Annotated in this window: 22 protein-coding genes; 15 read left to right on the top strand and 7 right to left on the bottom strand. The window is 76.4% G+C overall.

Translation table 11 applies throughout. From position 1 onward, the window contains the following. Positions 1-3 precede the first annotated feature (3 nt). Together BM165_RS05805 and BM165_RS05810 are read right to left on the bottom strand one after the other, a co-directional pair. Positions 4-642: a transcriptional regulator gene (locus BM165_RS05805; RefSeq protein ID WP_075012519.1), complete on the bottom strand. Its 639-nt coding sequence runs from the start codon at positions 640-642 to the stop codon at positions 4-6. A gap of 16 nt (positions 643-658) precedes the next feature. After that, positions 659-1,189 (bottom strand): GNAT family N-acetyltransferase, encoded by a 531-nt coding sequence (locus BM165_RS05810; protein ID WP_177225117.1) that lies wholly within the window; start codon positions 1,187-1,189, stop codon positions 659-661. 58 nt (positions 1,190-1,247) lie between these two features. On the opposite strand from BM165_RS05810, the gene BM165_RS05815 reads away from it, so the two are divergent. The 7 genes from BM165_RS05815 (at position 1,248) to BM165_RS05845 (ending at position 6,330) form a co-directional block, all read left to right on the top strand. Continuing rightward, positions 1,248-1,847 (top strand): class I SAM-dependent methyltransferase, encoded by a 600-nt coding sequence (locus BM165_RS05815; protein WP_075012521.1) that lies wholly within the window; start codon positions 1,248-1,250, stop codon positions 1,845-1,847. A 10-nt stretch (positions 1,848-1,857) separates the two neighbouring features. Further along, entirely contained in the window at positions 1,858-2,283 is a 426-nt protein-coding gene (locus BM165_RS05820) for a DUF1801 domain-containing protein (protein ID WP_083427111.1), read from the top strand. A gap of 132 nt (positions 2,284-2,415) precedes the next feature. Then, positions 2,416-2,622: a three-helix bundle dimerization domain-containing protein gene (locus BM165_RS05825; protein ID WP_075012522.1), complete on the top strand. Its 207-nt coding sequence runs from the start codon at positions 2,416-2,418 to the stop codon at positions 2,620-2,622. 42 nt (positions 2,623-2,664) lie between these two features. Continuing rightward, positions 2,665-3,648 carry a zinc-binding dehydrogenase gene (locus tag BM165_RS05830; RefSeq protein ID WP_075012523.1) on the top strand — a complete coding sequence of 328 codons (984 nt, stop codon included), beginning with the start codon at positions 2,665-2,667 and terminating at the stop codon, positions 3,646-3,648. A 32-nt stretch (positions 3,649-3,680) separates the two neighbouring features. Next, the gene (locus BM165_RS05835; protein ID WP_075012524.1) at positions 3,681-5,300 is read left to right on the top strand and encodes an ABC-F family ATP-binding cassette domain-containing protein; all 1,620 of its coding nucleotides are present in this window, start codon (positions 3,681-3,683) and stop codon (positions 5,298-5,300) included. Between the two features lie 165 nt (positions 5,301-5,465). Then, a complete protein-coding gene (locus tag BM165_RS05840) occupies positions 5,466-5,876 on the top strand; it encodes a YybH family protein (protein ID WP_075012525.1) in 411 nt (136 codons plus the stop codon). 58 nt (positions 5,877-5,934) lie between these two features. Beyond that, positions 5,935-6,330, top strand: a complete 396-nt coding sequence (locus BM165_RS05845; RefSeq protein ID WP_075012526.1) for a hypothetical protein — start codon at positions 5,935-5,937, stop codon at positions 6,328-6,330. A 49-nt stretch (positions 6,331-6,379) separates the two neighbouring features. On the opposite strand, the gene BM165_RS05850 is transcribed toward BM165_RS05845, so the two are convergent. Continuing rightward, entirely contained in the window at positions 6,380-7,585 is a 1,206-nt protein-coding gene (locus tag BM165_RS05850) for a type III PLP-dependent enzyme domain-containing protein (RefSeq protein ID WP_075012527.1), read from the bottom strand. A 62-nt stretch (positions 7,586-7,647) separates the two neighbouring features. On the opposite strand from BM165_RS05850, the gene BM165_RS05855 reads away from it, so the two are divergent. Further along, on the top strand, positions 7,648-8,982 hold the full coding sequence (locus tag BM165_RS05855) for a D-arabinono-1,4-lactone oxidase (protein WP_075012528.1): 1,335 nt from the start codon (positions 7,648-7,650) through the stop codon (positions 8,980-8,982). Positions 8,983-8,984: 2 nt separating this feature from the next. Here the strand turns inward: BM165_RS05855 and BM165_RS05860 are convergent, their stop codons facing one another. The 3 genes from BM165_RS05860 to BM165_RS05870 form a co-directional block, all read right to left on the bottom strand. Then, positions 8,985-9,878, bottom strand: a complete 894-nt coding sequence (locus BM165_RS05860) for an aldo/keto reductase family oxidoreductase (protein ID WP_075012529.1) — start codon at positions 9,876-9,878, stop codon at positions 8,985-8,987. A gap of 38 nt (positions 9,879-9,916) precedes the next feature. Further along, complete coding sequence (locus tag BM165_RS05865) at positions 9,917-11,131, bottom strand: MFS transporter (RefSeq protein ID WP_075012530.1); 1,215 nt, start codon at positions 11,129-11,131, stop codon at positions 9,917-9,919. Between the two features lie 138 nt (positions 11,132-11,269). Continuing rightward, a complete protein-coding gene (locus BM165_RS05870; RefSeq protein ID WP_075012531.1) occupies positions 11,270-12,448 on the bottom strand; it encodes an alcohol dehydrogenase catalytic domain-containing protein in 1,179 nt (392 codons plus the stop codon). Positions 12,449-12,930: 482 nt separating this feature from the next. Between BM165_RS05870 and BM165_RS05880 the strand changes: the two genes are divergently transcribed. From BM165_RS05880 to BM165_RS05895, 4 genes are all read left to right on the top strand, one after another. Further along, on the top strand, positions 12,931-13,935 hold the full coding sequence (locus BM165_RS05880) for a M23 family metallopeptidase (protein WP_244274076.1): 1,005 nt from the start codon (positions 12,931-12,933) through the stop codon (positions 13,933-13,935). Positions 13,936-13,987: 52 nt separating this feature from the next. Next, positions 13,988-14,905: a cation diffusion facilitator family transporter gene (locus tag BM165_RS05885; RefSeq protein WP_075012533.1), complete on the top strand. Its 918-nt coding sequence runs from the start codon at positions 13,988-13,990 to the stop codon at positions 14,903-14,905. Positions 14,906-14,947: 42 nt separating this feature from the next. Continuing rightward, positions 14,948-15,682 carry a class I SAM-dependent DNA methyltransferase gene (locus BM165_RS05890; protein ID WP_143108038.1) on the top strand — a complete coding sequence of 245 codons (735 nt, stop codon included), beginning with the start codon at positions 14,948-14,950 and terminating at the stop codon, positions 15,680-15,682. A gap of 75 nt (positions 15,683-15,757) precedes the next feature. Continuing rightward, on the top strand, positions 15,758-16,714 hold the full coding sequence (locus tag BM165_RS05895) for a cytochrome c oxidase assembly protein (RefSeq protein WP_075012535.1): 957 nt from the start codon (positions 15,758-15,760) through the stop codon (positions 16,712-16,714). A gap of 72 nt (positions 16,715-16,786) precedes the next feature. Here the strand turns inward: BM165_RS05895 and BM165_RS05900 are convergent, their stop codons facing one another. Then, a complete protein-coding gene (locus tag BM165_RS05900) occupies positions 16,787-18,391 on the bottom strand; it encodes an MFS transporter (RefSeq protein WP_075012536.1) in 1,605 nt (534 codons plus the stop codon). Between the two features lie 81 nt (positions 18,392-18,472). Between BM165_RS05900 and BM165_RS05905 the strand changes: the two genes are divergently transcribed. Genes BM165_RS05905 through BM165_RS05915 form a run of 3 tightly spaced genes read left to right on the top strand, consistent with a single transcriptional unit; the run spans position 18,473 to position 21,038 of the window. Continuing rightward, on the top strand, positions 18,473-18,976 hold the full coding sequence (locus BM165_RS05905) for a metallophosphoesterase family protein (RefSeq protein WP_208976660.1): 504 nt from the start codon (positions 18,473-18,475) through the stop codon (positions 18,974-18,976). After that, the gene (locus tag BM165_RS05910) at positions 18,973-20,187 is read left to right on the top strand and encodes an MFS transporter (protein WP_075012537.1); all 1,215 of its coding nucleotides are present in this window, start codon (positions 18,973-18,975) and stop codon (positions 20,185-20,187) included. Before BM165_RS05905 ends, BM165_RS05910 begins: the two co-directional genes overlap by 4 nt. Beyond that, positions 20,184-21,038: a putative RNA methyltransferase gene (locus tag BM165_RS05915; RefSeq protein ID WP_083427084.1), complete on the top strand. Its 855-nt coding sequence runs from the start codon at positions 20,184-20,186 to the stop codon at positions 21,036-21,038. Before BM165_RS05910 ends, BM165_RS05915 begins: the two co-directional genes overlap by 4 nt. Positions 21,039-21,074: the final 36 nt, after the last annotated feature.

Genomic DNA, 21,074 nt, shown 5'->3' on the forward strand with positions numbered 1-21,074 from the left:
CGCTCAGCCGTCGGCGCCCCGCGGGATGCCGAGGGTGGACAGCAGGTCCTCGTGCAGCTGCATCCACACGGTGTGGCAGGAGTCGACCTCGGGGGAGTCGACGTAGCGCCGCTGCCCGAGGTCGACCTGCGCCAGGGCGGCGGCGTAGCGCGCGCCGTAGCCGTCGAGGCGCTGCAGGCACCCGCCGAGCGGGTCGGTGAGCTGCGTCAGCTCCCGGCCCAGCGTCCCCAGCGCCCGCAGGACGCGCTCGTCCCACCGCCAGTCGGTGTGGTCGTTGGCCGCCATCGGCTCGGCCCGGGTGGGCCGCAGCTGCCAGTCGGTGCAGACGCGGGCGAAGCGCGCGTTGAGCGGCAGGAACCGCGTGTGCGCGTCGCTGACGACCGGGCGGGCGCCCGTGCGGTCGAGCTCGGCGGCCATCCGCCGCTCGTCCTCGGCGCGGCCGGCCTCGGTCAGGAACCAGCCGGAGGTGCCGGCGAAGGCGGCCGAGCCCACCCACCCGCGGGCGCCGAGGTCGAGCAGGTGGTCCTCGACGTCGTCGCGGTCGAGCCCGTAGCGGTCGGCGATGCGGCCCGTCGGGGCGAACCCGAGGACGCGGGGGGCGTGCAGGACCAGGTCGTCGACGGCGGAGACGGCAGCGGCCACACCGGCATCCTGCCCCTCACCGCAGGAGGTGCCGGTACAGCATGTCCTCGGCGTCGGGCTCGGTGGTCAGCGGCGCGAACCCCGCGGACGCCGCTGCGCGGAGGCTCGCCGTGTTGTCCGGCTCGATGCCGAGGACGAACTGCTCGACGTCGGCGGTCTCCGGCGCGGCCACCAGCGCCCGCAGCGTCGCGGCGCCCAGCCCGCGGCCCCGGCGGGACGGGGCGACGACGTAGGCCGCGCCCATCGTGCGGCGGGGGTCGGTGGACAGCACGCGCTCGGTGACCGGGTCCCACGCCGTCCAGCGGTCGTAGACGTCTCCGCCGACCTGGGCGACCACGGTGCCGTCGTCGTCCAGCGCGACGAAGGTGCACGAGCGCAGCACCCGGCGGCCGCGGAACTCCTCGCTCCAGAGCGTGCTGCGCAGCGCCAGCTCCCGGGTGGGCCAGTCGCGGCCGCCCAGCCGGCGCCGCGTCTCGGGGTCGTCGAACCACGGCAGCACCCCGGGCAGGTGCTCCGGCTCGAAGGGGACCAGCCGGACGGTGCTCACCCGTGCCAGCCTGGCGTCGTCCGGACCGGGCCGCACCCGCGCTGGCAGACTCCCGCGCGTGCAGGCGGAGGACTGGGACGCGCGCTACGCCGAGCGGCAGCAGTGGTCCGGGGAGCCGAACCCCCTGGTGGCCGACCTGGTCGGGGGCCTGCCGCCGGGCGACGCGCTCGACCTGGCGGCGGGGGAGGGGCGGCACGCGCTGTGGCTGGCCCGGCTCGGCTGGCGGGCCACGGCGGTCGACTTCTCCACGACCGGCCTCGCCCGCGGCCGGGCGCAGGAGGGTGCCGACCGCGTCACCTGGGTGACCGCCGACGTGACGCGGTGGACGGCGGAGCCGGCGTCGCAGGACCTCGTGCTGGTGGCCTACCTGCACCTGCCCGAGGAGGAGATGACGCCGCTGCTGGTCCGCGCCGTCGACTGGCTGCGCCCCGGCGGGCGGTTCCTGCTGCTCGGCCACGACGCCGACAACCTCACCCGCGGCGTCGGCGGCCCCCAGGACCCGGCCCTCCTCCACAGCGCGGACCGCCTGGCACCGGTCGCCGCGCTGCTCGACGTCGACCGGCTCGGGCAGGTGCCCCGCGAGACCCCGGCGGGCACCGCGCTGGACACCCTGCTGTGGGGACGGCGACCGGCCCCGACCGTCGGTGCCCGTCGCTAGCGTCGCGCCCGTGATCGATCCCGTCGAGGAGTGGTTCGACGCGGCCGGGCCGCGGGCGGACGAGCTGCGCCGCGTCGACGCGCTGGTGCGGGAGGCGGCGCCCGGCCTGGACCGGCAGCTGGTGACCGCGGGCTCGGGGCAGGTGCTCGGGTACGGGCTCATGCCCTACCGGCCCCGGTCGGCCAGGGAGACGACGCTGTGGCCCCTGATCGCCCTGGCCGCGCAGAAGCGGCACCTGTCGCTGTACGTGTGTGCCGTCGTCGACGGCGAGTACCTGGCCGAGGCGCGGGCCGCGCGGCTGGGCAGGGTCTCCTGCGGCAAGAGCTGCATCCGCTTCGCCGCCCTCGACCGCGTCGACGCCGGCGAGCTGGCCGCCTTGGTCCGCGACGCCGCGGCGGTCACCACGACCGGCCAGAACGGCTACTTCACGTCCTGACCGCATAACACCGTGTGATGTCGGGGTCGACTGTCGAGCGCCCGGGACGTTGGTCCCTGGCCCGCGGCCCCGGCGCAGGTCACGGTGGTCCCCGTCCCCCGCACCGGACAGCACGAGGAGTCCCGCGCGCCCATGACGCTTCCCGCGCAGCACACTGCCGACCCCGTCGTCGAGCAGGCCGTCGCCCGGCTGGTCTCCGAGTTCGGCACCCGGCTGCGACCCCAGGTGGTGGGCAGCGTCGTCCGCTCCTCGCGCCGCGACCTCAGCGGCGTCCCCGTCACCGCGCTGCCCGAGATGGTCGAGCGGCTGGCCCGGGCCCGGCTGCAGTCGGTCGGCTGAGCTCTTGACCTCCCGTGCACGTGAGGCGGTTGCCTCCCGTGCATGCGAGCGATCCGACTGCACTCCTTCGGCGGCCCCGACCGCCTGGTCCTCGACGAGCTGCCCGACCTGACGCCGGGACCGGGGCAGGTCCGCATCGCCGTCGAGGCGGCGGGCGTCCACCTGGTCGACACGGAGCTGCGCCGCGGCGACCCCGGGCCGGTGCCGCTGCCCGCGCCGCGGCTGCCCACCGTCCCGGGCCGTGAGGTCGCCGGGGTGGTCGACGCCCTGGGCGACGGCGTCGACCCGGGCTGGCTCGGCCGCCGCGCCGTCGCCCACCTGGGCCCGGTCCCCGGGGGGTACGCCGAGCAGGCGGTCACCGCCGCCGACGGGCAGCTGTTCGCCGTCCCCGGGCACGTCCCCGCGGCGGACGCCGTCGCCGCCGTCGGCACCGGCCGGACCGCGCTGGGTGTCCTGGAGCTGGAGCCGCCGTCGGCCGACGACGTCGTCCTCGTCCCGTCGGCCGCCGGCGGGCTGGGCTGGCTGCTGGTCCAGGCGGCCCGCGAGCGCGGCGCGACCGTGGTGGCCGCGGCGCGCGGCCGGCACCGGACCGCCCGGCTGGCCGGGCTGGGCGCCGACCTGGTCGTCGACTACGGCGAGGCCGGCTGGGACGCCCGCGTCCGCGACGCCGTCGGCGGGGTGACCCTGGTCTACGACGGTGTCGGCGGGGCGGTCGGGCGGTGCGCGCTCGAGCTGCTGCGGCCCGGTGGCCGGCTGGTCCTCTTCGGCTGGTCCTCGGGCACCGTCACCGCCCTCGACAGCGCCGACCTCGTCCGGCTGGGGATCACCGCCGGCTGGTCGCTCGGACCGCGGATGGCCGCCCTGCCCGGCGGCGTCCCGGGTCTCGCCGCACGGGCGCTGGACCGGGTGGCCTCGGGTGCCTGGCGGCCCCTGGTGACGACGTACCCGCTGGCCGAGGCGGCCCGGGCGCACGCCGACCTCGAGCAGCGGCGGGCGCTGGGCAAGGTCGTGCTGACCACCTCCTGAAAGCGGCTTGCCCCGTCCCGGACCATGAGCGCGTGGGGTACGTGGACGTGAGCGGGGTCCGGCACACGCTGCCGGGCGGCCGGGTGCTGCTGGACGACGTCTCCTTCCGGATCGGCGACGGCGCCCGCGCCGCGCTGGTCGGCGAGAACGGCGCCGGCAAGACGACGCTGCTGCGGATCGTCGCCGGGGACCTCGTGCCCGAGGCCGGCACGGTCGGCCGCAGCGGCGGCCTCGGCGTCATGCGCCAGTTCATCGGCTCGGTGCGCGACGACACCACGGTGCAGCGGTTCCTCGTCGACCTCTCGGCCCCGGCGGTGCGCGCCGCCTGGGACGCCCTCGAGGCCGCCGAGCTGAGGCTCATGGAGACCGACGACGAGCCCGCCCAGCTGGCCTACGCCGACGCGCTGGCGCAGTGGGGCGACGTCGGCGGCTACGAGGCCGAGGTCACCTGGGACACCGTCACCGTCGCCGCGCTCGGCGTCCCCTACGACCGGTGCAAGTACCGCGAGCTGTCGACGCTGTCGGGCGGTGAGCAGAAGCGGCTGGCGCTGGAGTCGCTGCTGCGCGGGCCCGAGCAGGTGCTGCTGCTCGACGAGCCGGACAACTACCTCGACGTCCCCGGCAAGCGGTGGCTGGAGGAGCGGCTGCTCGAGACCCGCAAGACGGTGCTGTTCGTCAGCCACGACCGCGAGCTGCTGGCCCGCGTGGCAGACCGGGTGGTGACCGTCGAGGGCGGCACGGCATGGGTGCACGGCGGCGGGTGGGGCGGCTACGCCGACGCCCGGACGGCGCGGCACGAGCGGATGGCCGAGCTGCGGCGGCGCTGGGAGGAGGAGCACGAGCGGCTGGTCGAGCTGGTGCGCACGCTGCAGCAGCAGGCGGCCAACTCCCCGGACATGGCCAGCCGGTACCGCGCGATGCAGACGCGGCTGGCGAAGTTCGAGGCCGCCGGACCGCCGCCGGACCGGCCGCCGCAGCAGCAGGTGGCGATGCGGCTGCGCGGCGGGCGCACCGGCGTCCGGGCGGTCATGGCCGAGCAGCTGGAGCTGACCGGGCTGATGCGGCCGTTCGACCTGGAGGTCTGGTACGGCGACCGGGTCTGCGTGCTGGGCGCGAACGGGGCCGGCAAGTCGCACTTCCTGCGGCTGCTGGCCGGCGGCGACGTCCCGCACACCGGTTCCTGGCGCCTCGGCGCGCGCGTGGTTCCCGGCTCGTTCGCGCAGACGCACGCGCACCCGGAGTGGCTCGACCGCACGCCGGTCGACCTGCTGTGGCACGGCGAGCCCGGCCGGCCCGGCGTGGACCGCGGCCGGGCGATGGCGGTGCTGCGCCGCTACGGGCTCACCGACTCCGCCGACCAGCCGTTCCGGACCATGTCGGGCGGGCAGCAGGCCCGCTTCCAGGTGCTCGTGCTGGAGCTGTCCGGCGCCACGCTGCTGCTGCTCGACGAGCCCACCGACAACCTCGACGTGCTGTCGGCCGAGGCCCTGGAGGAGGCGCTGGCCGCGTTCGACGGCACGGTGCTCGCGGTGACCCACGACCGGTGGTTCGCCCGCTCCTTCGACCGGTTCCTCGTGTTCGGCTCCGACGGGCACGTGTACGAGTCCGCCGAGCCGGTCTTCGACGAGACCCGGGTGGCCCGCGCCCGCTGACGAGCGGGACCGGCCGGTGGAGCACACACCGTCAGCTGTGGTCGCCGTGCGTGCCGACGTGCAGGGCCGGCCGGCCGACCGGGCGCAGACGGACGGGCCGGGCTCCTGTGGCGTCCGGGCAGCCCTACGGTCCGGCCCATCCGTTCCCGCTCCGAGAGGGCGCTCATGGCATCCGGACTGGCACTGCAGGACATCCACCCCACCGTCGAGCGGATGGTCAACACCGGGGACGTCGAGGGCTTCGTCGCCCTCTACGCCGCAGACGCCAGCATGGTCCTGCCCGACGGCTCGACCGTCACCGGACGCGAGGCCATCCGGGAGGTCGCGACCCAGGTCGTCGCGATGCAGGGCCGCATGACGGTCAGCACCCGCTACGTGATCGAGGCGGGCGACCTCGCCATCCTCAGCAACGAGTGGACGCTCACCGCCGGAGGGGAGTCCCTGTCGGCCATCACGGCCGAGGTCGCCCGGCGCCAGCCGGACGGTGGGTGGCTGTACGTCATCGACAACCCGTACGCCGGACCGGCTTCCGGCGCGGCAGCCGCCGCCCGCGAACCCGCGGCCGGCGGTGTCTGACCAGGCGTCGTCCGTCAGGCTGCCTTGACAGTCAGGACGGCCTGACGGACTCTGGGGCATGGACGTCGACGCACTCGAACGGCAGCACACGCTGATGAGCGCCGTCCTCCGCTACGACGAGCTGCGTGCCCGGGACTCGCTGGCCGACCCCGACGACCCGGCCGGGCCGCGACCGCTGACCCGCGGGGAGGCTCTCGAGCTGCTGGCGCTCGGCGAGGTGATCGCCCGCCGCGCGGCCCAGGGACGGCAGCTCACGGTGCGCACGGCGCGGACGACGGGGGCGTCGTGGGCGCAGATCGGCCGCGCACTCGGCGCCACCCGCCAGTCGGCGTGGGAGGCGCACAAGCGCTGGATCGACGCCCAGGTCGCCCGCCGGGGCGAGGCGGACCACATGGGCTTCGACGACGAGGAGGCGGCCGAGGCCCGCGCCCTGCTGGCCAACGACGCGGACTAGTGGGGGTCCGGCCCTCGCCGTCGCCCCGGCCAGGGCACACCGCCGCGGTTCAGCCGAAGGCGCGGCCCTCGCCGCGGTAGGTCGGGACCGAGCCGGTGAGCGCGTCGCGGCCGAGGGTGTGCAGCACGTCGACGTGCTCGCACACCTCGCCGGCCTTGGCGTGGCGGAACCACACCCGGTCACCGACGGCCAGCCCGGCGGTGCCGGGCCCGCGCAGCGGCGTCTGCACCTCGCCGGCGCCCTCGGTGCCGAGCAGCCGCAGCCCGGCCGGGTGCACCGGGCGCGGGGAGCGGTCGGGGCCGGGCGGGCCCGACGCGATCCAGCCGCCGGCCGCCGTGGTGACGATCCCGGGCGCGGGGCGGCGGGTGACCGCGAGCGCGAACAGCAGCGCCGGCTCCCCGCGGAAGGCGCGGTACCCGTCGAACAGGGTGGGCTGGTACAGCCCGGACCCGGCCGCCAGCTCGGTCACCGACGGGTCGGCCGCGGTGCGCTCGAGGCTGCCGGTCCCACCGCCGTTGACGAACTCCAGCGGGGCCACCGCCGAGACGGCGGCCACCGCCGCCGCCCGCCGTCCGGCCAGCTCCCGCACCGACAGCGCCTGCACGCCGCGCACCGCCAGGCCGCGCAGCGGACGCCCGGGCGGGGCGTCGGGCACCCCGGCCACCTGGGCCTCGTAGGCCATGAGGCCGACGAGCGTGAAGCCCGGCCGCCCGTGCACCGCCCGGGCCAGCGCCGCCGCTCCCGCCGGGTCGTGCACCGGCGAGCGGCGGACGCCGACGTGCACCCGTCCGCCCCCGGCGCGCAGCGAGGCGTCGAGGTCGAGGCAGATCCGCACCGGCGGCCGGTGCCCGGGGGCGGCCACGGCGTCGACGACGTCGAGGTGGTCGGGGGAGTCGGCCATCAGCGTCACCCGGGCGGCCAGCGCCGGGTCGGCCACCAGGCGGCGCAGCGCGCCCCGGTCGGCGGTGGGGTAGCCGATGACGACGTCGTCGCCGACCGGGTCGTCCCCGCCGGCCAGCCACAGCGCCTCGGGCAGCGAGTAGGCCAGCACGCCCGCGAACCCGGGCCGGGCCAGCACCCGCCGCAGCACCGCGCGGCAGCGGACGGACTTGCTCGCCACCCGCACCGGCCGTCCCCCCGCCCGGCGGGCGAGGTCGGCGGCGTTCGCGTCGAGGGCGTCGAGGTCGAGGACGGCGACCGGCGGGTCGAGCTCCGCGGTCGCGGCGTCGAGCCGGGCCCGTGCCGGATCGGTCACGGCACCGGAGCCTCCCGGCGGCGGACCCGCGGGGCAAGCGCGGGCAGCGGCAGGATGACGCCGTGGCGGGCACCGGGACGGGCACGTGGCGCAACTGGGCGGGCAACCAGCGGGCCGCCGGGCTGACCGTCGTCGCGCCGGCCGGGACGGAGGCGGTCGCCGCCGAGGTCCGGGCGGCCGCCGCGGCGGGGCGCCGGGTCACCGCGCTGGGCAGCGGGCACTCCTTCAGCGGCATCGGCCGGCCCGAGGACGTCGCGCTGGACCTCCGCCGGCACGCCGCCCTGCTCGACGTCGACGACGCCGGGCTGGTCACCGTGCAGGCGGGCATGACGCTGCACCGGCTGGACGCCGAGCTCGCCGCCCGGGGCTGGGCGCTGACCAACCTCGGCGACGTCGACCGGCAGACCGTCGCCGGCGCGCTGTCCACCGGGACGCACGGCACCGGAGCGCGGTTCGGCGGGCTGGCCACCCAGGTGCGCGCCCTGGAGCTGGTGACCGCCGACGGCACCGTCCTGCGCTGCTCGGCCGCCGAGCACCCCGGGGTCCTCTCCGCCGCCCGCGTCGGACTGGGCGCGCTCGGCGTGATCAGCACGGTGACCCTGCAGGCGGTGCCCGCCTTCGCGCTGCGGGCCGAGGAGGGCGCGGCCCGGCTGCCGGACCTGCTCGCCTCCTTCGACGAGGTCATGACCTCGACCGACCACGTCGAGTTCTACTGGTTCCCGCACACCGACCGCTGCCTCACCAAGCGCAACACCCGCGTGCCGCTGGCGGAGGTGGCGCCGCTGTCCCGGGCCCGGGCGCTGTGGGACGACGAGGTGCTGGCCAACGCCGGCTTCGGCGCCGTCGTCGCGCTCGGCCGCCGCGTGCCGGCGCTGGTCCCGCCGCTGGCCCGCTTCTCCGCCGGCGCCCTCGGCGCGCGCACCTACACCGACGCCGCGCACCGCGTGTTCGTCGCCCGCCGCCGCGTCCGGTTCCGGGAGATGGAGTACGCCGTCCCGCGGGAGGCGGCGCCGCAGGTGCTCACCGAGCTGCACCGGGCGGTCGAGGCCGGTCCCTGGCGCGTGCCGTTCCCCGTCGAGGTGCGCGTCGCCGCCGCCGACGACGTCCCGCTGTCCACGGCGTCGGGGCGCGACACCGCCTACGTCGCCGTCCACGTGCCGGCGCGCAGCGAGCCGGGCGGGTACTTCGCGGCGTTCGAGGCGATCGCCGGTGCGGTGGGCGGGCGGCCGCACTGGGGCAAGGAGCACGGCCTCGACGCCGTGGCGCTGGCCGGCCGGTACCCGCGCTCCGGCGAGTTCACCGCGCTGCGCTCCCGGCTCGACCCCGCCGGGGTCTTCGCCAACGCCCACCTCGCCCGGGTGCTCGGTCCGGTCGGGGCGGGCGTCGGGCAGGCCTGAGCTCAGAGGTCGACGTCGGGCTCCCCGGTGCCGCCGATCCGGTCGAGCTCCGCCATCTCGGCGGGCCCGAGCACCCGCATCGCGGCCTGCAGGTTCTCCTCCAGGTGCGTCACCGACGAGGTGCCCGGGATGAGCAGGACGTTGGGGGAGCGGGCCAGCAGCCAGGTCAGCGCGACCTGCATGGGCGTGGTCTCCAGCCGCCGCGCCACGGTCTCCAGCGCCGCGGACTGCAGCGGGGTGAAGCCGCCGAGCGGGAAGAACGGCACGTAGGCCACACCCTCGCGGGCGAGTGCGTCGACCATCGGGTCGTCGTCGCGGTGCACGAGGTTGTAGTGGTTCTGCACGCACACCACCGGGGCGATCGCCCGCGCCTCGGCGAACTGCTGCGTCGTCACGTTGGAGACGCCGAGGTGGCGGACCAGGCCCTCCTGCTGCAGCTGGGCCAGCGCGCCGAACGGCTCGGCGAGCGAGCGCTCCACGGGCGCGGCGAAGCCGGGCATCCGCAGGTTCACCACGTCGAGGACCTCGACCCCGAGGTGCTCGAGGTTGTCGTGCACGGCCTGCCGGAGCTCGTCGGGGGAGAGCGCCTCGGGCCAGTCGCCGTCCGGTGTCCGCCGCGCGCCGACCTTGGTGACGATGGTCAGGTGCTCCGGGTAGGGGTGCAGCGCCTCGCGGATGACCTCGTTGGTCACGTGCGGGCCGTAGTAGTCGCTGGTGTCGATGTGGTCCACGCCCAGCTCCACGGCCCGGCGCAGCACCGCGACGGCGGCGTCCCGGTCGGCCGGCGGGCCCATCACGTGCGGGCCGGCCAGCTGCATCGCGCCGTAGCCCATGCGGTTCACCGTGCGGTCCCCGAGCGTGAACTGTCCGGACCGCTCGGCGGTCGTCGTCGTCATGACCGCCTCCTACCCGCCGGACGGCGGTCGACCCGGGCTCAGGCGGCGGTGTCCAGCCGCCCCGCCACCTCCGCGCGCCACCGCCGGACGTCGGCGGTCACCCGCGCGGACTCGCGGCGGTCGGCGCGCCGGACGGCGAGCGCCAGGACGCATCCGGCCAGGGCCAGCGCGGCCCCCACCCAGATCGGCGCGGTGTAGCCGAGGCCGAGGGACAGCACCAGCGCGCCCAGCGCCGCGCCGATGGCGTTGGCCACGTTGAACGCGGCCTGGTTGGCCGCCGACACCAGGCTGCCGCCGCGCACCCGGGCGGCCTCGATGACGCCGTTCTGCACGACCGGGCCCATCGCGAACGACACCAGGCCGAAGAGCACCAGCAGGACGACGGCCGCGGCGGGCGTGCGCGCCAACAGCGCGAAGGCGGTCAGGGTGAGCGAGGTGAGCAGCAGCCCGACGACGACGAAGGAGGAGCCGAAGCGGTCGCCCAGCCGCCCGCCGGCCAGGGTGCCCACGGTGGTCCCGACGCCGAAGAGCCCCAGCACCGGCGTCACCCAGCCCTCGGACAGGCCGGCCAGCTCGGTGAGGATGGGGCTGACGTAGCTGTAGACGGCGAACAGGGCGGCGAACCCGACCATCGTCAGCGTCAGGACCAGCCAGACCTGCCGACGGCGGAAGGCGGACAGCTCGCTGCGCAGGTCGCCCCGCTCGCCGGTGCCCGCCGGCAGCCAGGCGAGCAGGCCGGCGATGGTGACCAGCCCGATGACGGCGATGCCACCGAACACCAGCCGCCAGCTCAGCTGCTGGGCGACGAACGTGCCGAGCGGGACCCCGGCGACGTTGGCCAGCGTCAGGCCGGTGATCATCAGCGAGATCGCCCGCGTGGCCCGCTCCGGCGCCACCAGGGCCCGCGCGGCCACCGCCCCGACGCCGAAGAACGCGCCGTGCATCAGCGCCGTCAGCACCCGCGCGGCGACCAGGGTCTCGTAGGTCGGCGCCAGCGCCGACAGGGCGTTGCCGACGGTGAACACCACCATCAGCGCGACCAGCGTCTGCCGCGGCGGGAAGCGCACCCCGAGCGCGGTCAGCGTCGGCGCGCCGACGACCACGCCGATCGCGTAGGCGGAGATGAGCAGGCCGACGGCCGACACCGAGACGCCGAGGCCGTCGGCGATCTGGGGCAGCATGCCCATGACCACGAACTCGGTGGTGCCGATGCCGAAGGCGCCGATGGCGAGGGCGAGCAGGCCGCGGGGCACGGGGGGACTCCAGGGGACGACGACGGGTGCGGGACGGACGGGAACGGACGTCGTCGTCCGGAGCGGTCCTACCGGAGGGCAAGGCACCGGCCGCGCGGAGCATGCCCCGCGGGCCGGTGGTCCTCCTCACGCGGGGCCTCAGGGCTGCAGCAGCACCTTGACCGCGCCGTCCTTCTTCTCGCGGAAGTCGGCGTAGGCCTGCGGTGCCTGCTCCAGCGGCACGCGGTGGGTGGCGAAGTCGTCGACGCCGAGGGGATCGTCGTCGACCAGCAGCGGCAGGATGTCGGGCACCCACCGCCAGACGTTGGCCTGGCCCATGCGCAGCTGGATCTGCTTGTCGAACATGTTCGACAGCGGCATCGGGTCGGTGGCCCCGCCGTAGACGCCCGACAGCGAGACCGTCCCGCCGCGCCGGACCGCCTCGATCGCCGTGTTCAGCGCGGCCAGCCGGTCGATGCCGGCGACCTTCATCACCGGCGCCATGATCGCGTCCGGGATGACGGCTGTCGCCTTCTGGGCGATGCGGGCCACCGGGGAGCCGTGCGCCTCCATGCCGACGGCGTCGATCACCGCGTCGGCGCCCCGCCCGTCGGTGCGGTCGCGGATCTCGGCGACGACGTCGGCCTGGTCGGTGGAGCGGATCACCTCGGTGCCGCGGGCGGTGGCGCGCTCGAGCCGCTCGGGGACGACGTCGACCCCGACGACCCGGAGGCCGAGGTGCGCGGCGATGCGGGTGCACATGTCACCGATCGGGCCCAGTCCCAGGACCAGCAGCGTGCCGCCGGGCGGCGTCGCCGCGTACTGCACCGCCTGCCAGGAGGTCGGCAGCACGTCGGAGAGGTAGACGAACCGGTCGTCGGAGGGACCGTCGGGCACCTTGATGGGCAGCGTGTTGCCGAACGGCACCCGCAGGTACTCGGCCTGGCCGCCGGGCACCTGCCCGTAGAGCTTGGTGTAGCCGAACAGCGAGGCGCCGAAGCCCTGCTCGCGGTTCTGCGTGGTCTCGCACTGCGACTGCAGGCCCTGCGAGCACATCCAGCAGGTCCCGCAGGAGATGTTGAACGGCACGACGACGCGGTCGCCGGGCTTCACGGCGGTCACCGCGGAGCCGACCTCGCGGACGACGCCCATGGGCTCGTGACCCATGACATCGCCCTTCGTCATGAACGGCGCCATCACCTCGATGAGGTGGAGGTCGGACCCGCAGATGCCGCTGGAGGTGATCTCGACGATCACGTCGGTGTCGTCCTGCAGCGTCGGGTCGGGGACGGTGTCGACCTGTACGTCGGCACGTCCGTGCCAGGTGACTGCGCGCACTGGTGCTCTCCTCGGATCGCCGGACGGGAGTGCTGTCAAGGGGGTGTCCACGCCCCTCGTGCCCCCTGTGGGCCTCATCGCTCCTGATCAGCGCCCCACGCGGCGCGTCCCTCACTGAGCGTCGCTCGAGTTGGACGCAGCGTCGAAGGAGGCGGGAACGGCCAGGTGGCGCACGCCACACAACCGCTCGGCCGTACCCGCCCTCGCAGATCACGAACCGGTCACGGCGTGTTTACATGGGCCCCGCCCGCTCCCCCGGGCACCGCACGACGTCCCTGTCCCCGACGGAAGCCAGGTGCATGACCGAGCTCCACCCCGACCGCCTCCTCGAGGGAGGAACGGCCCCGCATCCGACCGCGGCCGGCTCCTCCCGCAGGGCCTCGGCGGCGTCGCCCGACCGGCGACGCGCCCCGGCCGGGACGGCGGCCCAGCACACGCCCCCCCAGCGACGTCAGGGGGAGACGTCGCCGACCGGGGAGGCCGTGCACCCCGCACCCGCCCCCCGCCCGCGCCCCACGCCGTACCCGCGGCCCGCCGCCGGGCTCGAGGTCCGCGCGGTCGTCGTCGGGGACCCCGGCACCCGGGACGACCCCGAGCCGCCGGTCACCGCCGTCGCCGACGCCACCGACCTGGTCGTGGCCGCCGACGCGCAGGCGCTGGCCGCCGTCACCGCCGCGGCCGGCCCGGCTCACGGCGACGACGCCGAGCCGGTGCCTGGCCTCCGGAGCCGCCGTCCGGTCTCGCGCGCGCCGCGGCCGCCGCGCCGCCGTCCGGCCTGGTACCTCGCCGCCGCGCTCGTCGGCGCCGTCGGGCTGGGCGCCTCCGCCGCCGGCGACCACGTGGCCCGCGCCGACGGCCCCGAGCCGGTCAGCGCGTCGGTGAGTGTCGCCGAGGAGCTCGGCATCGGCGGCAGCGACCTGTCGGCGCCCGCCGAGGCCGCCACCCTCCGCTCCGACGCCGTCCTGCTCGGCGAGGTCACCGCCAGCCGCACCGCCCGGGAGGCCGAGGAGGCCGCCGCCGCCCAGGCGCAGGCCGAGGCCGACCGGGTCGCCGCCGAGGCGGCTGCCGCCGCGGCCGCCGAGGCCGCGCGGCCGCGCACGGTGCTGCCGGTGGCCGGTGGCCGCCTGACCAGCACCTTCGGTCCCCGCTGGGGCAACCTGCACGCCGGCATCGACCTCGCCGCGCCGATGCTCACGCCCGAGTACGCCGCGGCCGACGGGGTGGTCCTCGAGGCGGGCCCGGCCAGCGGCTACGGCAACGTCGTCTACATCCAGCACGAGAACGGCGACGTCACCGTCTACGGGCACATGGAGCAGATCCTCGTGCAGCCCGGCCAGGTCGTCCGCGCCGGCGACACGATCGCCCTCCTGGGCAACCGCGGCCAGTCGACCGGGCCGCACCTGCACTTCGAGGTGATCGTCGGGGGCCCGGGCGGGCAGAAGGTCGACCCCGTGCCGTGGCTGCAGGAGCGCGGCCTCGCCGTCTAGCCCGAGGACACCCCACCCGGCCGGGGACACTGGTCGGGTGGGAGGTGGGCCGATGGGTGCGGGGCACGCGCACGGGCACGGCACCGCCGCCGGCGCCTCGCGCGGGCGGCTGGCGGCGGTCCTCGGGCTGACCCTGGCCGTCTTCGTCGCGGAGGTCGTCGGCGCGGTGGTGTCCGGGTCGCTGGCGCTGCTCGCCGACGCCGGCCACATGGCCACCGACGCCCTCGGGATCGGCCTGGCCCTCGGCGCGGTGACGCTCGCGCAGCGCCCGGCCCGCGGCCGCAGGACGTTCGGCTGGCAGCGCGTGGAGATCCTCGCCGCGGTCGCCAACGGGCTGCTGCTCACCAGCGTCGCCGTCGTCGTGGTCGTCGAGGCGGTGCGCCGGATCGGGGACCCGCCAGAGATCGACTCCACCGTGGTGCTCGCCGTCGCCGCCGTCGGACTGGTCGCCAACCTCGCCGGGCTGGCCCTCCTGCACCGCCGGCGCCAGGGGTCGCTGGCCGTGCGCGGCGCCCACCTCGAGGTCCTCGGCGACGCGCTCGGCTCGGTCGCCGTCCTCGTCGCCGGCGGCGTCGTCGCGCTCACCGGGTGGACGCCGGCCGACACCGTCGCGGCCCTGCTGGTCGGCTGCCTCGTCCTGCCCCGCGCCTGGGCGCTGCTGCGGGAGTCCCTCGACGTGCTGCTCGAGGCCGCGCCCCGCGACGTCGACCTCGACCGGGTGCGCGCCCACCTGCTGGGCGTCGACGGCGTCGTCGGGGTCCACGACCTGCACGCCTGGACGATCACCTCGGGGCTGCCGGTGCTCTCGGCGCACGTCGTCGTCAGCGACGAGGCGCTGGCGGCCGGGCACGGCGGGTGGGTCCTCGACGCGCTCGGCGCCTGCCTCGGCGACCACTTCGACGTCGCGCACTGCACCTTCCAGATCGAGGCGGAGGCGCACGCCGACCACGAGGCCCCCGTCCACGACTGAACCGGGACGACGGATCCGGGCGGACCTGCCACCCTGCCGGAGGTGACGGCCGACGTGTGGACCGCCCAGGTGGCGCAGGGGTACGACGCGGCGTCGGCCGACGTGTACGCCCCGGAGGTCCTGGGGCCGACGGTCGACTTCCTCGCCCGCCGGGCGGGCGACCGCCCCGCACTCGAGTTCGGGATCGGCACCGGCCGGGTGGCCCTGCCGCTGGCCGCCCGGGGTGTGCCGGTCGCCGGGATCGAGCTGTCCGAGCCCATGGCTGCGGAGCTCCGGCGGAAGCCGGGTGGCCACGCGATCCCGGTCACGATCGGCGACATGGCCACCACGACCGCACCCGGACGGTTCGGCCTGGTCTACGCCGTCTACAACGCCCTGACCCTCCTGCTCACGCAGGCCGAGCAGGTGCGGTGCGTGCGCAACGCCGCCGCGCACCTGGAGCCCGGCGGCCTGCTCGTGGCCGAGGTCTTCGTCCCGCAGCTGCAGCGGCTCCCGCCGGGCGAGACCGCTCGGCCCTCGCGCGTCAGCGAGCACCACCTGGTGTTCGACGTGTACGACGTGGTCGAGCAGCGGGTGACCTCCCACCACCACGTCGTCGCGGACGGGCGTGCCTCGACGTTCCGGTCACCGCACCGGTACGTGTGGCCCGCCGAGCTCGACCTCATGGCCCGGCTCGCGGGCCTGCACCGCACCGAGCGGTGGGCCGGCTGGACCGGTGCGCCCCTCACCGCCGACAGCGCCTCCGCCGTCTCGGTCTGGCAGAAGCCGGCCGGGTGAGGGCCGGTCGCCGACCGCCCGGCTGCCCGCACGGTGGGACAGTGGAGGGCAGATCGCACAGAACCGGAGGTAGCGGTGGAGCACGGGCACCACTCGGGCATGTGGCTGCCCGACGAGCCACCCACGTGGGGACGGATGTTCCTGCCGCACCTCGACGCGTGGTCGGTGCTGCCGGTGCTCGCCCTGCTCGGCGTGCTCGCCTACGTGGTGGGCGTGGTCCGGCTCCGCCGGTCGGGCGTGGCCTGGCCGTGGTGGCGGACGGCGTCGTGGGTGGCCGGGTGCCTGTCGCTGTTCGCCGTCACCGGCACGTGGCTCCACGGCTACGCGATGGTGCTGTTCAGCGTGCACATGGCCCAGCACATGGTGCTGTCGATGGTGGCCCCGCTGCTCCTGCTGCTCGGCTGCCCGGTGACCCTCGCGCTGCGGACGCTGCCGCGGGGCAGGGGAGTGGCGGGGGTGCCGCGGGCGCTGCTGCTCGACGCGCTGCACAGCCGGCTCGCGCGGTTCGTGTCCCACCCGGCGTTCACGCTGCCGCTGTTCCTCGTCAGCCTCTACGGCGTCTACTTCACGCCCGTCTTCGACGCCCTGATGGGCGACCCGATCGGGCACCAGTTCATGCTCGCGCACTTCACCGCGACCGGGTTGCTGTTCTTCGGGCCGATCCTCGCCCAGGACCCGTGGCCCCGGCAGGTCGGTCATGCCGGCCGGATGCTCGAGCTGCTGATCCCGATGCCGTTGCACGCCTTCTTCGGCGTCGCGATCATGATGTCGTCGTCGCTGGTGGTGCAGACCTTCGTCGACCCGCCCGCCGCCTGGGGCGTCGACCCGCTCACCGACCAGAACACCGCCGGCAGCATCGCCTGGTCCTTCGGCGAGCTGCCGACGGTGCTGGTCCTCGCCGTCGTGCTCTTCAGCTGGATGCGCTCGGAGGAGCGCCGCGGCCGCCGCATCGACCGGGTGGCCGCCCGCACCGACGACGCCGAGCGGGAGGCCTACAACGCCCGGCTCAGGGCGATGGCGGCTCGCAGGTGACGTGCTGGAACGGCCCCGCTGCAGGGGCCCGCGCCGAGCTCGCGAGGTGTGGGGCGCAGCGGGGTCCTTCCTTCAGCCGACGTGCACGGGGGCGTCGCCGGCGGGGATGTCGTCCTTCGTCGCCTTGATCAGCAGCCCGGCCACCACCGCGCCGGCGACCAGCAGGCCGGCCGGCCAGATGAAGGCCGTGGTGTAGCCCTCCACCTGGCCCTGCAGGCCCACCGCCGGGTCCTGCGGGTTCGCGCCCGAGGTCAGCGCGTCCGCGGTGAAGGCGCTGATCGCGCCGACCGACAGCGAGGCCAGGACCGCGGTGCCGATGGAGGCGCCCACCTGCTGGGTCGCGTTGAGCACCGCGCTGGCGGCCCCGGCGTCGCTCTCCCCGACGCCCACGAGCGCCAGGTTGGACAGCGGCACGAACGTGAAGCCCAGACCCAGGCCCAGCAGCAGCTGACCGGGGAACGGGAGCGTCCAGAAGCTGGTGTCCAGACCGACGAACGACAGGGTGAATCGCCCGGCCGCCGCGAGCAGCCCACCGGCCACCATCAGCGGCTTGGGCCCGATCCGCGGGGTGAGCACGCTGGCAGCGCCGGCCGAGACGAACACGCCCAGCGTCGTCGGCAGCGAGGCCAGACCGGCCTGCACCGGCGTGTAGGCGAGCACCTGCTGGAAGTACAGGCTCAGGAAGAAGAACGCCCCGATGAGCCCGGCGCCGACCAGCGTGGAGGTGAGGTAGGCGCCCCCGCGGTTGCGGTCGAGCACGATGCGCATCGGCAGCAGCGGGTTGCGGGTGCGCAGCTCCAGGACGACGAACAGCGCGACGAGCACCAGGCCCGCGACGATGAACACCCACGCCGGCCCGTCGGTCCAGCCGCTCTCGGGGGTGACGATGGTGCGGGTGCCCTGCGCCGCCGCCTGCGCGTTCGCGGCCGCGGCCTCGGCGGCGTTCGTCTGCGAGGCCTCCGCGACCCGGGTGAAGCCGTAGACGATCGACGCCAGGCCGAGCGTGATCACGACGGCGCCGGGGATGTCGTACTTCGTCTCCCCGGGCGCCTTGCTCTCCGGCACGATCGGGATGGCCAGGGCGATGGCGAGCAGCGCCACCGGCAGGTTCACCCAGAAGCACCAGCGCCAGTCGGCGTACTCGGTGAGGACGCCGCCGAGCAGCAGCCCGACCGCCGACCCGCCGCCGGCGATGGCGCCGTAGACGCCGAAGGCCTTGGCCCGCTCCTTGGGGTCGGTGAACAGCACGGTGAGCAGCGCCAGCGACGCGGGCGCCAGCAGCGCGCCGAAGACGCCCTGCAGCGCGCGGGCGCCGAAGAGCATCGCCTCGTTCTGCGCGAGACCGCCGATCGCCGAGGCGACGGCGAAGCCGGCCGCGCCGACGAGGTAGGTGCGCTTGCGGCCCCAGAAGTCGGCGATGCGGCCGCCGAGGAGCAGGAAGCCGCCGAAGGTCAGGGTGTAGGCGGTGACGATCCACTGCTGGGTCGCCGCGCTGATGTCGAGCCCGCCCTGGGACTCGGGCGCGGACACGGCCGGCAGGGCGATGTTGACGATGGTCGCGTCGAGGATGACCAGCAGGACGGTCATGGCGATGACGCCGAGGGCCAGCCAGCGCTTCTCGTAGGGCTCCGCGGCCGGGGTGTCCGGGGACGCGGGGGTGGACGACGGGTGGGTCATGGAGGTCCTCGGGAACTGGTGCGGGAGGGCGGCCGAGGTCGTCAGCCGCTCCCGGACGTAGCGGCCTGGGACCATCGTCCGGTGCCCGTCTCGATGGTGGTGACCGCCGACACGCACCTGCCGAAGCGCGCGCGTGACCTACCTCATGTGCTGTGGACGGCGATCGACGCCGCGGACCTCGTCGTGCACGCCGGCGACTGGGTCGACGTCGCCCTGCTCGACCTGCTGGAGGCCCGCGCGCGGCGGCTCCTCGCCGTCCACGGCAACAACGACCACGGCGCGCTGCGGGAGCGGCTGCCCGAGGTCGCGCGCGCCGAGGTCGAGGGCGTGCGCCTGGCCGTCGTCCACGAGACCGGCGACGCCACGGGCCGCGAGCGCCGCTGCGCCGCCCGGTTCCCCGACACCGACGTGCTCTTCTTCGGCCACAGCCACATCCCCTGGGACACCACGACGAGCACGGGCCTGCGGTTGCTCAACCCCGGCTCGCCCACCGACCGCCGCCGGCAGCCCCACTGCACGTTCCTCACCGCCGTCCTCGACGCCGGGGCGCTCACCCGGGTGACCCTCCACCCCGTCGCCCGGTGACGGCGTCCGGGTATCCGCCCGCCCGCTGGCGTCACCTCGGCGTCGGGCTGACCGGTCTGGTCGCCGCCTGCGCCGCGCAGAACGGGCTGCCCTTCCTCACCGTGTCGCTGCGCGCCGAGGGCCTGACGCTGCCGCAGGCCGGCCTCCTGGTCAGCGCGCCCACCGCCGGCCTGGTCTGCACCCTGCTGCTGTGGGGCGCGCTGGCCGACCGGTACGGCGAGCGCCTGGTGCTCACCGCCGGGCTGGCGATCGCCGCCGGGGCGCTCACCGGGGCCGCGCTGGCCGACGGCGTCGTCGCGACCGGGCTGTGGCTGCTGCTGGCCGGCGGCGGGAGCGCCTCGGTGCACGCCGCCAGCGGCCGCCTGGTGCTCGGCTGGTTCCCGCCGGAGCAGCGCGGGCTGGCGATGGGCATCCGGCAGGCCGGGCAGCCGCTGGGCGTGGGGCTGGCCGGCCTGCTCCTCCCGCGGCTGGCCGGTGACGGCCCGGGCGGCCCCCTCGCCCTGCTCGCGGCGGGGTGCGCGGCCGCCGCGGTGCTGGTCGGCCTGCTGCTGCGGGACCCGGCGCGGCCGCCCCGGACCGCCGGTGCCGTGCGTCCGGCCTCGCCGTACCGGAGCCCGGTGCTGTGGCGCGTGCACGCCGCCAGCACGCTGCTCGTGGTGCCGCAGTTCGCCGTCGCCGGGCTGGCGTTCGACTGGCTGGTGCGCGAGGGCGGCTGGAGTGTCGCCGGCGCCGGCACGCTGCTCGCCGCCTCCCAGGCCGGTGGGGTGGCCGCGCGCCTCGGGGCCGGTGCGTGGTCGGACCGGGTGGGCAGCCGGCTGGGGCCGTTGCGGCAGGTCGCCGCCGCGGTGGCCGTCGTCGTCGGGCTGCTGGCCCTCGTCGCGGTCCTGACGCCGGCGGTCCTCGGGCCGGGGGCGGCGGCCGCGGCCGTGGCGCTGGCCGCGGTGGCGACGGTCAGCCCCAACGGTGTCGCCTTCACGTCGGTGGCCGAGCGGGCCGGCAGTGCATGGGCGGGGCGGGCGTTGGGCGCGCACAACACCGCGCAGAACCTGGCGGCCGCGCTCACCGTGCCGCTGGCGGCGCTGCTGGCCGACGGCGCCCCCGGCTACCCGGCCGCCTTCGCGCTGGGGGCGGTCGCCGCGGGCGCCGCCGTCGCCGTGGTCCCCGGGCGGGCGGCCGAGGTCCCCGCCCCGCCCCTGGCGGCGGTCCGGTGAGCCGCCGACCCTGGCCGCCCCGGGCCGTCGCGGTGCTCGCCTGCCCGGTCTGCGGCGGCCCGCTGTCGGCTCTGCCCGGCGACACCGGCCTGCGCTGCCCGGCCGGGCACTCCTACGACCGGGCGCGGCAGGGGCACGTCACCCTGCTGCCGCCCGGCCACACGCCCCCCTCCGGCGACAGCGCGCCGATGGTGGCCGACCGGGCCGCGGTCCTGGAGGCCGGCACCTACGCCGGGCTGACCCGCGCGCTCGCCGGGGCGGTGGCGGCGGGGGAGGGGCCGGTCGGCACGGTCCTCGACCTCGGCGGCGGGACCGGCCACCACCTCGCGGGGGTGCTCGACGCGCTGCCCGACGCCGTCGGCGTGGTCCTCGACTCCTCGCGCTACGCGGCACGGCGGGCCGCCGGGGCCTCGCCACGGGCGCTGGCCGTCGTCGCCGACACCTGGGCGCGGCTGCCCGTCCGCGACGCCGCCGTCGACCGGGTGACGGTCGTGTTCGCGCCGCGCAACGGGCCGGAGACGGCGCGGGTGCTGCGACCGGGCGGCCGGCTGGTGGTCGCGACCCCGGCGGCCGACCACCTCGCCGAGCTGGTCGGGCCGCTGGGGCTGCTGCGGGTGGACCCCGACAAGGCCGCGCGGCTGGCCGCCTCGCTGGAGCCGCACCTGGCGCCGGCCGGGGCGACGGCCCACCGGGAGGTGCTCGAGCTCGACCACCGGACGGCGGCGTCGGTGGTGGGGATGGGGCCGCACGCCCGGCACCTGACCCCGGAGCGGCTGGCGGAGCGCCTGGCCGGCCTCCCACCGCGGGTGCGCGTGACCCTGGCCGTCGACGTCACGACCTGGACGGTGTGACCTCCCGGACACGCCGGAGGGGCCCGGCCGGACGGC

It is taken from the genome of Geodermatophilus obscurus (genome assembly GCF_900115395.1).
Taxonomy (GTDB): domain Bacteria; phylum Actinomycetota; class Actinomycetes; order Mycobacteriales; family Geodermatophilaceae; genus Geodermatophilus; species Geodermatophilus obscurus_B.

Excerpts from the sequence above, each read along its gene's own strand:
- BM165_RS05885 (WP_075012533.1), top strand. The coding sequence starts at position 13,988 with ATGGGTGCGGGGCACGCGCACGGGCACGGCACCGCCGCCGGCGCCTCG.
- BM165_RS05825 (WP_075012522.1), top strand. The coding sequence starts at position 2,416 with ATGACGCTTCCCGCGCAGCACACTGCCGACCCCGTCGTCGAGCAGGCC.
- BM165_RS05860 (WP_075012529.1), bottom strand. The coding sequence starts at position 9,878 with ATGACGACGACGACCGCCGAGCGGTCCGGACAGTTCACGCTCGGGGAC.
- BM165_RS05845 (WP_075012526.1), top strand. The coding sequence starts at position 5,935 with ATGGACGTCGACGCACTCGAACGGCAGCACACGCTGATGAGCGCCGTC.
- BM165_RS05840 (WP_075012525.1), top strand. The coding sequence starts at position 5,466 with ATGGCATCCGGACTGGCACTGCAGGACATCCACCCCACCGTCGAGCGG.
- BM165_RS05830 (WP_075012523.1), top strand. The coding sequence starts at position 2,665 with ATGCGAGCGATCCGACTGCACTCCTTCGGCGGCCCCGACCGCCTGGTC.
- BM165_RS05900 (WP_075012536.1), bottom strand. The coding sequence starts at position 18,391 with ATGACCCACCCGTCGTCCACCCCCGCGTCCCCGGACACCCCGGCCGCG.